The organism is Kitasatospora paranensis, assembly GCF_039544005.1.
Taxonomy (GTDB): domain Bacteria; phylum Actinomycetota; class Actinomycetes; order Streptomycetales; family Streptomycetaceae; genus Kitasatospora; species Kitasatospora paranensis.
In genome coordinates, this window is sequence record NZ_BAABKV010000001.1 from 7,498,703 (window position 1) to 7,510,092 (window position 11,390).

The 11,390-nt window shown below is 71.1% G+C and carries 11 protein-coding genes; 2 read left to right on the plus strand and 9 right to left on the minus strand.

Features of this window, described 5'->3' with window-relative positions; genetic code table 11:
• Positions 1-10: 10 nt before the first annotated feature.
• From ABEB13_RS35605 to ABEB13_RS35615, 3 genes are read right to left on the minus strand one after another with little or no spacing between them, the layout of a single operon-like run.
• On the minus strand, positions 11-178 hold the full coding sequence (locus ABEB13_RS35605; protein WP_345708801.1) for a thiomuracin/GE37468 family thiazolyl RiPP peptide: 168 nt from the start codon (positions 176-178) through the stop codon (positions 11-13).
• Positions 179-234: 56 nt separating this feature from the next.
• A complete protein-coding gene (locus tag ABEB13_RS35610; RefSeq protein WP_345708802.1) occupies positions 235-879 on the minus strand; it encodes an LLM class flavin-dependent oxidoreductase in 645 nt (214 codons plus the stop codon).
• Positions 825-1,298 carry an LLM class flavin-dependent oxidoreductase gene (locus ABEB13_RS35615; RefSeq protein ID WP_345708803.1) on the minus strand — a complete coding sequence of 158 codons (474 nt, stop codon included), beginning with the start codon at positions 1,296-1,298 and terminating at the stop codon, positions 825-827. The genes ABEB13_RS35610 and ABEB13_RS35615 overlap by 55 nt, the downstream gene beginning before the upstream one ends.
• Before the next feature lie 494 nt (positions 1,299-1,792).
• Between ABEB13_RS35615 and ABEB13_RS35620 the strand changes: the two genes are divergently transcribed.
• Positions 1,793-3,835: a radical SAM protein gene (locus tag ABEB13_RS35620; RefSeq protein WP_345708804.1), complete on the plus strand. Its 2,043-nt coding sequence runs from the start codon at positions 1,793-1,795 to the stop codon at positions 3,833-3,835.
• Positions 3,836-3,870: 35 nt separating this feature from the next.
• On the opposite strand, the gene ABEB13_RS35625 is transcribed toward ABEB13_RS35620, so the two are convergent.
• From ABEB13_RS35625 to ABEB13_RS35645, 5 genes are all read right to left on the minus strand, one after another.
• Complete coding sequence (locus ABEB13_RS35625) at positions 3,871-4,473, minus strand: response regulator transcription factor (RefSeq protein ID WP_345708805.1); 603 nt, start codon at positions 4,471-4,473, stop codon at positions 3,871-3,873.
• Between the two features lie 28 nt (positions 4,474-4,501).
• Positions 4,502-5,584, minus strand: coding sequence for a sensor histidine kinase (locus ABEB13_RS35630; protein WP_345708806.1), 1,083 nt, complete (start codon positions 5,582-5,584; stop codon positions 4,502-4,504).
• A complete protein-coding gene (locus ABEB13_RS35635; protein WP_345709941.1) occupies positions 5,581-6,318 on the minus strand; it encodes an ABC transporter permease in 738 nt (245 codons plus the stop codon). Before ABEB13_RS35635 ends, ABEB13_RS35630 begins: the two co-directional genes overlap by 4 nt.
• Positions 6,319-6,323: 5 nt before the next feature.
• Positions 6,324-7,229: an ABC transporter ATP-binding protein gene (locus tag ABEB13_RS35640; RefSeq protein ID WP_345708807.1), complete on the minus strand. Its 906-nt coding sequence runs from the start codon at positions 7,227-7,229 to the stop codon at positions 6,324-6,326.
• Between the two features lie 98 nt (positions 7,230-7,327).
• Positions 7,328-7,750, minus strand: coding sequence for a winged helix-turn-helix transcriptional regulator (locus tag ABEB13_RS35645; protein WP_345708808.1), 423 nt, complete (start codon positions 7,748-7,750; stop codon positions 7,328-7,330).
• 509 nt (positions 7,751-8,259) lie between these two features.
• Here ABEB13_RS35645 and ABEB13_RS35650 point away from each other — a divergent pair.
• The gene (locus ABEB13_RS35650; protein WP_345708809.1) at positions 8,260-9,255 is read left to right on the plus strand and encodes an aldo/keto reductase; all 996 of its coding nucleotides are present in this window, start codon (positions 8,260-8,262) and stop codon (positions 9,253-9,255) included.
• Positions 9,256-9,412: 157 nt separating this feature from the next.
• On the opposite strand, the gene ABEB13_RS35655 is transcribed toward ABEB13_RS35650, so the two are convergent.
• Positions 9,413-11,350, minus strand: coding sequence for a Xaa-Pro dipeptidyl-peptidase (locus ABEB13_RS35655; RefSeq protein ID WP_345708810.1), 1,938 nt, complete (start codon positions 11,348-11,350; stop codon positions 9,413-9,415).
• Positions 11,351-11,390: the final 40 nt, after the last annotated feature.

Genomic DNA, 11,390 nt, shown 5'->3' on the forward strand with positions numbered 1-11,390 from the left:
AGCACCCGGATCAGGTGCAGCAGCAGCACGGGCAGCAGCAGCAGCAGCTGCTCTGGCCACCGGACGCGGACAGCTCGGTCAGGCCGTAGCCGGCCGTCACGGACGCGGGCACCACCTCACCCAGGTCCACGAGCTCGAAGGCGCTGTCGTCCAGCACCAGGTCGTTGAATCCCTCCATTGTGCGTACACCTCCTCTCCTGCTCCGTGCCGATGCCCCGGTCCGGGGCATCGACGTCACAGTGTTGTCACCTCGGGCAGCACCTGGTCGCAGAAGAGCTCCAGGGTCTGCCGAGCCTTGGGGAGCGGCATCGCACCGAAATCGATCTGCCAGAGGATCTGGTCGACGCCGCCGATGTGGCGGTTGAACGCGCGGATCCGGTCGATGACCGTGGCCGGGGATCCGACGATCGCACCGCCTTCGGTGTAGAGCTTCTCGGCCTGCAGGCCGCGCAGCATCCAGCCGAACCCGGAGTAGCCGCGGTAGGCCGAGGATTCCCGGCGGTCCCATGCGTTCACGGCCTCGGCCCAGACGTCCAGATAGCGGCGCAGGTAGGTCTCGGCGATCTCCTCCGCGGCCTCGTCGGTCTCCGCGACCACCAGTGGCAGGCTGGCCGTGACCCGGGGAGGAAGCCCGGAGGCGCCGTGCGCCGCTTCGAACGCGTCGCGGTAGACGGTCAGGTGATCGCGGAATTCGTGCGGCGAGATCAGTGGGGTGATCAGCAGGCCCAGGCCTTCGGTGCCCAGCCAGGCGAAGTTCTCCGGCGTGCGCACCGCGGCACCCCACACCGGCGGATGCGGCTGCTGGGTGGGCCGCGGAAGTCCGGTCACGTCGCGATAGGAGAAGAACGGGTCTGCTCGCTGACCTTCTCCTCGGTCCATATCCGCAGTACGGCGCGAATGGTCTCGCGGAATCGGTCGTTGCTCTCGTCCATGTCCACGCCGAGCGCGTCGAACTCGTCGGGAAGATAGGCCCGCGCGAATCCCACGTCGAGCCGGCCGCCGCTGATCGCGTCGACCTGCGCGGTTTCGGCGGCCAATTGGATCGGATGGTGGAAGACCGGCAGCACGCAGCCGGTCATCAGCCGGACCGAACTCGTCCGGGCGGCCACCGCGGACAGGAATCCCAACGGGCTCGGGCAGTATCCGCCGTAGTGGTGGAGATAGTGCTCGGTCATCTTCACCGAGTCCAGTCCGCCCACCTCGGCCTGGACGGACAACTCCAGCGCGTCGCTGAAGTAGGTCTGCGGAGATTTCGTCTCCGGCGTGCAGTCAGGAAGAAAGGAAAGCCCGAAGCGCACCGAAACCACTCCCTAACAACCGGAAATTCACCAGAGCGACGGATGGGTTTACACCCGTACGGCCGGGCCTTGCGGCGCCGCCGTGGCGTTTCGTGGCAGACGCTACAACGGGCCTGATGGGTCGTCAATGTTCACAACAAAGCCCGGCGGAGACCCGGAAGCTCAAGAGAAGCTCAAATATCAGGCCCGCTCAGGTATCCCCGGAGATACCTAGGATGCGGGGAGTGCGTTATTGACGCATCCGGCCGGCGCTGCGACCGTGGATATCCGTTGCCGACCGGTGTGCGGCCCGCTCCCTGCGTCGAGGTAAACATCGTAAACGTCCTGGAAGTCCGCGCCGGAGCAGCCCCGGAATCAGAAATGGCACGCGCTCTTCCGGATGGGCGCCGCAGCGGGAATCCGCGCGGAACGGCGCGCCCGGCTCCGTCGATGGCCACCGGTCACCACCACGTGCGGAACGTCCCCTTCACCCGACTGCGTACGGATGTGCAGCTATGACCTCCACGATGGGCACGATCCACGATGCCACTGCCGGCCGGCCGTCAGCTCAGGTGCCCGCCAGGAAGAAGTCCGTCCAGCTCGTCGAGCTCACCGCGATGCACGGCGTCCGGTACAGCATCACGCTCGGCTACCTCAAGGCGACCTCGTTGGCGGACCCCGTCCTCGACGAGAGCTGCGACTTCCGGATCTGCGTGCGCGAGCAGACCGGCGGCGAGCAGGCGATGACGGAGTTGCTCGACTCCTGGGACGAACCGTTCGTCGTCGCGCTGACCGTGTTCTTCTGGAACCGCGCCCAGTCGCTGGAGCTGGCCCGTCGGGTCAAGCAGCGGTGGCCGGACTGCCTGGTCGTCGTCGGCGGCAACGACGTCAGCCACCAGCAGGATCCGCTGTTCACCGAGGCCCCGTGGGTGGACGTGCTGGTGCACGGCGAAGGCGAACTGCGGTTCCGCGACCTGATGCACTGCTTCCTCGCCGGCGGGGACCTCGTCACGATTCCCGGCATCAGCTACTGGTCCGACGGCCTCGTGGTCACCAACCCGGACGCGGACCGCATCACCGATCTGGACCAGGTCGCCTCGCCGATCCTCTCCCCGGTGTACTCCGACGAGGAGATCACCGGCACCTCCATGATCGTCTACGAGACCAACCGGGGCTGCCCGTACAAGTGCGCGTTCTGCTACTGGGGCGGCGCGACCAACTCCAAGGTGCGGCAGTTCTCGCGCGACCGGATCTTCGCCGAACTGGACCGGCTGATCCGGCTGATGCCCATGGACGCGACGCTGTTCATCGCGGACGCCAACTTCGGCATCCTCGCCCGCGACCGGGAGATCGCAGAGCACATCGTGGAACTCACCCGGCGCTACGACAAGCGGCTGATGGTCAGCACGAACTGGGCGAAGAACAGCAACGACCGCATCGTGGAGATCGCGAGCATGCTGCACGCCGCCGACCTCACCACGGCGATCACGCTGTCCGCGCAGTCCTTCGACGCGGAGGTGCTGAAGATCGCCAGCCGCGCCAACATCCGCACCCAGCACTACCGCCGCCTGCTCGCCCGGTTCCGCGAACTGGGCGTGCCCACCTACACCGACCTGATCTGGGGCCTGCCCGGCGAGACCTACGACTCCTACCTCAACGGGGTCGAGGAGGTGCTGACCGCCGGCGGCTCGCCGGTGATCTACCCGCTGCTCCTGCTGAACAACACCGAGTACGCGCGGGAGTCCTTCCAGGACAAGCACAAGGTGACGACCCGCTGGATGCCCTGCGACGTCACCAACCCCGAACTGGTCGCCGACGTCGTCGTCGCCCACGACGCGATGAGCGTCCAGGACTGGGTGCGCGGCATGGGCTTCCGGGTGTCCATGACGCTGTTCCAGAAGATCCTGCTCCGCTGCGCGCTGCGTGTCATCCACTCGACGACCGGCGTTCGCATGGTCGACCTCTGCGAGAGGCTGTGGACGTTCCTGCTCGACGACTGCGACGACCCGTTCCTGCGGGCCGTCGCCGGCAACGTCGCCGCCGCCCACGAGGACCCGTCCGCGCTGGACCTGGCGCTGCTCAGGACGGTCATCGGCGACCAGGTCGTCGTGCCCGAGGAGGTGCACTTCCAGGCGCTGCTGTGCCGCGCGATCACCACCGAACGCGCCACCGAGGACCTGCTCGACGCCGCCGTCGACCGGTTGTGCGCCTGGCTGGCCGACGCCGGGCACCAGGTCGACCGCGGGCTGGTCGACGGCGCGCTGACGCTCGACCTCGCAGCGACGACGATCCTGCGCGCGAGCATGCGCGGAGAGCTCACCGAGGCGGAGTTCGCCGTGCCGCGGCAGGGCTGGGACATGCTCGCCGAGGCCGGCGACGTGCCGTCGAACCTCGACGCGACCGGGCAGGGACCGATCGTGCGCGGCACGGTGTGGGCGCCGCCGCGCTGGGTCCGCTTCCCGATCAGCGTGTACGCGCTGTCGATCTGGCACGGCACCGGTCGGCCGCTGCACGACCTGCTGTTCGCCCTGCCCGACCGGCTGCCGGCCGTCGCCTGAGCGCCGCCACCGGTGGTGGCGCCACGGCCGGCCGGTCAGAGCCAGCCCCGCGCCGTCGCCGTCCTGGCCGCGTCCGTCCGGTTGCGCGCGCCCAGCTTGGCCATGGCGCTGGACAGGTAGTTGCGCACGGTGCCCTCGGCCAGGAACAGCCGCGCCGCGATCTCGGCGTTGCCCGCCCCCTGCGCGACCGCGCGCAGCAGTTCCCGTTCCCGGTCGGTCAGCGGATCGGCCGCGTCCCACGCCGCCACCGCCAGTTCCGGCGCCACCACCCGCTCACCCGCGTGCACCCGGCGCAGGGCCGCCGCCAGTTCGCCGATCGGCGCGTCCTTGAGCACGTACCCGGCCACCCCGGCGTCGACCGCGCGGCGCAGGTAGCCACTGCGCGCGAACGTGGTCACGATCAGCACCCGCGTGGGGTCACCCAGGGTGCGCAGCTCCGCGGCCACGTCCAGACCGGTGCGGCCGGGCATCTCGATGTCGGTCACCAGGACGTCCGGCCGGTGCTCGCGCACCGCGGCCAGCGCCTCGTCGCCGTCGGTCGCGGTCGCCAGCACCGAGATGTCCGGTTGCAGGTCCAGCAGGGACGCGAACGCGCCCAGCACCATGCCCTGGTCCTCGGCCAGCACCACCCGGATCACCGGGCCACCCCGACCGGCACCGTCACGGTCAGCGTGGTCCCGGCCGTGCCGGTGCGCTGCACCGCACCCCGAGCTTCCCGATCCGCTCCCGCAGCCCGGTCAGCCCGGAGCCCTCCGGAGCGTTGCCGCCGATCCCGTCGTCCGCGATCACCAGGCGCACCCGTTCCCCGTCCGTGTCCAGTCCGATGCGGCAGGTGGACGCCCGCGCATGCCGGGCCACGTTGGTCACCGCCTCCCGCAGGGCCAGCCCCAACGCGTGTTCTGCGGCCGCGACCAGGAGCGGCCCGTCCTCGTGGTCCACCCGCAGGTCCACCCCGGTGCCGGCCAGCGCTCGCCGTGCCGCCTCCAGCTCCGCGCGGATGCTGGTCTGCCGCCAGCCGGTGACCGTGCTGCGTACCGCGGCCAGCGCCTCCCGCGCATTGCGTTCGATCTCCTCGGCCTCGGCGCGCGCCCGCTGCGGGTCGACCGATACCAGTTCCTTGGTCAGCTGGGCTCGCATCACCACCGCGGTGAGCGAGTGCCCGAGCAGGTCGTGCAGGTCGCGCGCGATCCGCTCGCGTTCGGTGATGGTCGCGAGCAGTTCGACCCGGGAGGTGCGCAGCCGCTCGTTCTCCTGTTCCTGACGCCGGTCGCGCTGTCCGAGTTCGAGCAGCCCGATCACCCAGACCAGTACCAGCGCCGACGCGAAACCCCACAGCCGGTAGGGCATCGGGACCTGCGACACCAGTGCCGTGACACTGTCCAGCACGGTCAGGCCCGCGAACCACAGCCGGGCGTCGCGCCACGGCAGCGTGTTGCCCGCGACTGCGGCCGCGTAGATGAACAGCACGCTCGCATTGGTGTTGAACGGGGCGGCCAGCGCGCCGATCACCGCCATCGGCACGATCGACGACCAGACGTGCCGGGCGGACGGGCCGCGCAGCACCGCCGCCGCGTACAGCACGGCCGTGGCCGCGCACACCGCGATCGCCAGCGGCCACTCCCACCACCGGCGCTCCGGTGAGAAGTACGGCTGGGCCGGCACGAACAGCAGGTAGCCGAGGTAGATCCAGTCCCAGGTCCGCAGCCGCGCGGCCACGGACCCGGGAGCGGAGTCGTCGACGGCGCTCACAGCCGGGCCCGACGGTAGGCCGCGGTGGCCACCGCCGCCGCCACCGCGGTGGTGACCACCAGGGCGAGCACATGGATCGCCACGGTTCCGCCGTCCAGTTGGGCGAGCCCGAGCTGGGCGAGGTGGTAGGTGGGCAGGAACTCCGCGATGCGCCGCACCGCCGAGGGCAGCAGCCGGATGGGGATCCACAGCCCGGACAGCACCGCCAGTGGAAACAGGACCGCGTTGAGCAGCGCGATCGTCGCCCCGGTGCGGAACCGCAGCCCGACCGCCACGCTGAACAGCGTGAACGGGACGGTGCCCAGCAGCAGCACCGCGGCCACCCGCAGCAGCGCCCAGGCCGAGGCGTGCAGTGTGCCGAACGCCGCGGCCGCCACCCCCATCAGCGCCAGCACGCCCACCCCGTAGAGCAGCGCAGCCATGGCCTTCGCGGCGAGACCGACCCCGATCGGCACCGCGGACACCCGCTTCATGCGCAGCCAGCCCAGGTCCCGGTCCTGCGCGACCCCGATGCCGGGCTGCAGCGCGGCCACCGTGATCACCCCGTAGGTGCCGAAGGTGGCCACCATCGCCGTACCGGCCGAGAGCCCTTGGGAGCTGCCGTGCCCGTACAGCAGGTTGAACAGGACGAAGAACCCGACCGGCATGAGGATGCTGAAGAACAACGAGGTCGGTTCCCGGACGATCGCCCGCAGTTCGTCCCGCAACTCCACCCCGAAGATCCGTGCCGTCATCGCGTTCACGCCTCCACCTCCGCAGCGTCGGTGAGCGCGAGCACGGCTTCCTCCAGGCCCGCGTCCTGCACCCGCAACTCCGCCAGCTCCGGATCCCGGTCGAGCAGCACGCGCAGCAGGTCCTCGGGCGAGCGCGTCTGGATCCTCACCAGGTCGTGCTCGGGAGTGACCGACAGAACGCCCGGCAACGCCCGCAGTTCGCCGTGGCCGAGCCCGGTCCGTACGGTCACGGTGCGGTCCGGCAGTTGCGACACCAGCATCTCCGGCGGCGCGTCCGCCAGGATCCGGCCGCGGTCGAGGACCACCACCCGGTCAGCGACGGCAGCCGACTCCTCGATCAGGTGCGTGGTCACCAGCACCGCGGTGCCGTGCGCCCGGCGACGTGCCAGGATCTGCCAGAAGTGCCGCCGGGCCGATGTGTCGAGGCCGACCGTGGGCTCGTCCAGGACCAGCAGGGTGGGTTCGGTGACCAGTGCCATCGCCAGCTGCACGCGCTGCTTCTGGCCGCCGGAGAGTTTCGACACCCGCCGGCGCTCGAGTTCGGTCAGCCCGAGTTCCGCCAGCACCGGAGCGGCCGCGGATGCTCGTAGCCCACCGCGGACCGCCGCACCGGTCACCAGCTCCTTCACGGTCAGCGTGTTCGGAAAGCCCGGTGTCTGCTGCGCCACGCCGAGGCGCCGACGGGTCGCCGCGCGGCGCGGATCACCGCCCTGGATCCGCACGGTCCCCTGCTGGGGAGCGAGCAGCCCGACCGCGATCGCGACCAGGGTCGACTTCCCGGCCCCGTTCGGCCCGAGCAGCGCGACGCACTCCCCGGGATCGACCCGCAGGTCCACGCCGTCCAGCGCGGTCGTCTCCCCATACCGGTACCGCAGCCCTTCGGCGGTCATCACCGCCTGTGTCGTTCCCATGGCTCCACGTTCCCCTCCGGTGACCGACCATCCGTAGTGACGGCACGTCACCGGCTACGGATGACAAATGTCAACCGCCGCTGCGCGGCCGTCGATGCCTAATGGACAGTCAGATCGACTCTGGGCTCGGAGCTGTGACAGTCGTGCATGCGTCGGTCGTACTCGATCTGATGGGCCCGGATCTGGTCCGTGTTGGCGACCGACCAGGCGTACAGTCGGCCGAGGGGCCCGCGCAGGGAGTCTCCGAGCGGGGTGAGGGAGTACTCGACGCCGACCGGCGAGGTCGGCAGCACGCGTCGCACGATCATCCCGTTGCGTTCCAGGCGGCGCAGGGTCTGGGTCAGGACCCGCTGGGTCACGCCGTCGAGGTGGCGCTTGATCTCGTTGAACCGCTTGGGCTCGTCGAGGACCGTCAGTACGGTCATCGACCACTTGTCGGCGATCTGGTCGAGGATCGGGCGGGTGGGGCCCTCGGATCGGTAGACGGTGTCGAGGGCGGTCCTGGTCTCAGAAGTGGCCATGTCGGTCTCCTTCGTGATGCTTGCGCTGCTGGGAGTGCGTCATGGACGCCGCCCGTCCGGCCGCGGCGTGCGCGGCAGGGCGAAGCGGTTCGCAGAGATGCGGGGGCGGTGGTCAGGCCCTGGTGGTGCCGGCGGCCCGGAGCGGGGAGTTCACGGCAGTGGCACTGATGGCCGGCTTTCGGATCCGCACGGTGCAAACCAATCTGCGCGGAGGGCGCGACGTCGGGTCGGTGAGGCGGCTCGGTCCGCTGCGACGCCGCGGGGTCGGGTGTCGTGAAGCTGTGCATGGTATGACGGACCGTCAAGAATGGTTCGTGCGACGGTGATCTGACGGTTGCATGACGAGTTGCTGACGTACTCGACAGTACGCGCTCAGGCCGCGCCGCGTGGCGGATACCGGGGAGCTCCAGGGGCTCGCCGTGCCGCGGTCGATCGAGCGCGGTGGATAGGGTCGGACGCGGACGGGGCGCGCCGCCCCGTCCGCCGGAACCATCGAACGGAGCACCGCCATGGCGACTGCACCCGCCTCCGGCCCGGCCGCCGGACCGTCGCTCGCACGCTTCGGCGTCGGCACCGCCGCCGTCGGCCGCCCCGGCTACATCACGCTCGGCCGTGACCTCGACCTGCCGTCCGAGCGGAGTGTCGAGGCGCTGCGGGCACGCACGCACGCGCTGCTCGACGCCGCGTACGCCGCCGGGGTGCGGTACTTCGACACGGCGCGGTCGTACGGGCGGGCGGAGGAGTTCGTCGGCGCATGGCTGGACGCCCGGCCGGAGGCGGCGGCCGACCTGGTGGTGGGGAGCAAGTGGGGTTACACCTACACCGCCGACTGGCAGGCCTCGGGTGTGCCCGTGCACGAGGTCAAGGAGCACTCGACGGCGGTGTTCGACCGGCAGGTCCGGGAGACAAGGGCCCTGCTGGGGCCGCGGCTCGATGTCTACCTGGTGCACTCCGTGACACCCGACAGCCCGGCCCTGACCGACCGCGCGCTTCACGCGCGGATGGCCGCGCTCGCCGAGGAGGGCGTCCGGGTGGGCCTGTCCACCAGCGGCTCCGCGCAGAGCGAGACCATCCGGGCGGCGCTGGCGGTGGAGGTGTCGGGCCGTCCGCTGTTCAAGGCGGTCCAATCCACCTGGAACCTGCTGGAGCCCTCCGCCGGACCGGCGCTGGCCGAGGCCCACGCGGCCGGGATGCTGGTGGTGGTGAAGGAGGGCATGGCGAACGGCCGCCTCGCCGGCCGCAACGCCACGGGCCCCGACACGACCCTGCTGCGCACCCTCGCCGCCGGCACCGGCCAGTCCTGCGACGCCATCGCGCTGGCTGCGGCAGCGGCCCAGCCGTGGGCCGACATCGTGCTCTCCGGCGCGGCGACCCCGGCACAGCTGGCATCGAACCTCGCCGCCGCACGACTCGACCTCGCGCCCGGCGAGCTCGACCGGCTGGCAGCGCTCGCCGAGCCCGCCGACCTGTACTGGAAGACCCGTGCCGCGCTGCCGTGGGCCTGAGGTGGTGCGCCCGTGGCGATCCGGGCCCTTCCCCTGACAGGTGTCGGAGGGCCGCCGTCGGATGCTCGCAGATCCCGTACGACGGACCCGGAGTCGGTCTGCGGCGCGCCGGTGGGATCGGACTCCCGCCGACGCGCCGCAGCCGTGTGCGGCCGGCCTACCGGAAGTTCTCCGGACCGGTGGCGGTGGCTGCCCGGCCCGTCGGCAGCCCCGGCAGGGTCTCCGGCCGGCTCGGCGTGGCCGTCTGCCGCAGCGCGGCCGTGCCGCCGACCAGCGGCAGCCGGAGCGAGGAGCGGGCCAGATCGATGCTCAGGCTCGGCGTGGTCGACGCCGGTTCGAGCAGGCCGCTGTCGGTACCGGCCACGATCAGGGCGAGCCGGTGTCCGGCGGGCACGACGTGGTCGGTGCCGGCCAGGTCGAAGGTGATCGGGTAGGACCTGCCCGGGGTGAGCGCCACCGTCCGGTTCAGCCCGGCGTAGTGCCCGAGGTCGGCCCAGCCCCGGCTGAAGACCGTGTAGCCCACCGGTGCGGTGTCGGCCGAGGTGTCCAGGAAACAGGCGCTGTCGCCCGGCGTGCTGTCGCCCCAGCAGGAGCGGGTGGCCAGGGTGGTGATGCCCTCGCCCGTGCCCTCGTAGTTCCGGATGGTCGTCGGCCCCAGATCGACCAGAACGGCGCTGAGGTGGGCGCTGGCGGTGGAGGATTTCACGGACAGGGTGATCGAGCCCTGGCCCGACATCCGCAGGTCCCCGGCGAGCGCGCCGGTGGTGAAGACCGTGTTCTCCGGGGAGCCCGTATCGGCGTTCGCCGCCCAGTCGTCCTCGCCGAGGGCCGGGTTGTCGGTGAACGCGGCGGTGCCGCTGCCGGCCGCGGTGGTCAGCGTGCCGGGCCTGAGGCCCAGTGCGCCGGTGACCGTACCGGGCGCGGGCCAGGTGCGGTCCTGCGTCCACTGGTCCGGGGCGCGCTCGATGTCGGCGGCCGGGCCGCGCTGGACGCCGTTGTCCACGCCGAGCAGGTAGTGGTCGAACCAGCTGTGCAGGGTTTCCACCCACGCGGTGCGCCGGAAGTCGAAGGGGTCCACGTGGCCGGTCTGGGACAGCCAGATCTTGCGGTCGACGCCGCTGCGGGCCAGCGCCGCCCACCACTGGGAGAAATTGATGTCGCGGACGTTCAGATCCTGCATCCCGTGCACCACGAAGACGCTGGCGCGCACCTTGGCCGCGTCGGCGACGTAGTCGCGCTGCTGCCACAGTCCGCTCCAGTCGCCGTTCGTCGGCGCGCCCGCCGCGAGCCGGTGCTGCACCGCGGCGCAGTGCGGCGCGGCGGCCGGGCTCTCCACGTACCCGGCCAGGTCGGCAGGGGTGCCGCTGTAGAGCGGAGCGCCGTCGGAGCGGTAGTAGTCGTACCAGGAACTGATCGCCGAGATCGGCACGATGGTCTTGAGACCGTCGACACCGGTGGCGGCGACGCCGTTGGCGATGGTGCCGTCCCAGGACTTCCCGATCATGCCCACCGAGCCGTTCGCCCAGGCCGGTGCGACGGTGCTGCCGCCGGTGCGGGCGCTGTGGCCGGCGGCCCGGCCGTTCAGCCAGTCGACGACCGCCTTGGCGGAGGTGACGTCGGAGGGGCCGCCGACGTCCACGCAGCCGTCGGAGCGGTTGGTCCCGGCCAGATCGACCAGGACGACCGCGTAGCCGCGGGGCACGAAGTAGTTGTCGTAGTAGAGGGGGAACCGGACGGGTTTGCCCTGCGCGTCGTAGGTCTTGAGCTGTGACTCGTTGCCCCGCCCGCAGCAGGAGTAGTAGGGGCTGGCGTCCATGATGACGGGGATCTTCCGCCCGGCGGCGGCCGGTTCGCCGGGCCGGATGATGTCCGCGGCCACCCGGTCGGTACGGCCGTCGCCGTCGCTGTCGAGCCCGGTGTCGACCCAGACCGTCTCCCGGATGGCGTTGGCGTACGAGTAGACGGGCTGGCTGACGCCGCCTCTGATCGTGCCGAGGGCGGCGGCGTGCGCCGCGGCGGGGCCGAGCTGGGCGGCGGTGAGCGCGGCCAGGAGCGCGCAGACGAGGACCAAGGGGCGAAGCAGTCTGATGGACATACTGAATGACGGTAGATCCGGGCTCCGGTTGCCGGAAGAA

Excerpts from the sequence above, each read along its gene's own strand:
- ABEB13_RS35605 (WP_345708801.1), bottom strand. The coding sequence starts at position 178 with ATGGAGGGATTCAACGACCTGGTGCTGGACGACAGCGCCTTCGAGCTC.
- ABEB13_RS35610 (WP_345708802.1), bottom strand. The coding sequence starts at position 879 with ATGGACCGAGGAGAAGGTCAGCGAGCAGACCCGTTCTTCTCCTATCGC.
- ABEB13_RS35620 (WP_345708804.1), top strand. The coding sequence starts at position 1,793 with ATGACCTCCACGATGGGCACGATCCACGATGCCACTGCCGGCCGGCCG.
- ABEB13_RS35635 (WP_345709941.1), bottom strand. The coding sequence starts at position 6,318 with ATGACGGCACGGATCTTCGGGGTGGAGTTGCGGGACGAACTGCGGGCG.
- ABEB13_RS35640 (WP_345708807.1), bottom strand. The coding sequence starts at position 7,229 with ATGGGAACGACACAGGCGGTGATGACCGCCGAAGGGCTGCGGTACCGG.
- ABEB13_RS35645 (WP_345708808.1), bottom strand. The coding sequence starts at position 7,750 with ATGGCCACTTCTGAGACCAGGACCGCCCTCGACACCGTCTACCGATCC.
- ABEB13_RS35650 (WP_345708809.1), top strand. The coding sequence starts at position 8,260 with ATGGCGACTGCACCCGCCTCCGGCCCGGCCGCCGGACCGTCGCTCGCA.
- ABEB13_RS35655 (WP_345708810.1), bottom strand. The coding sequence starts at position 11,350 with ATGTCCATCAGACTGCTTCGCCCCTTGGTCCTCGTCTGCGCGCTCCTG.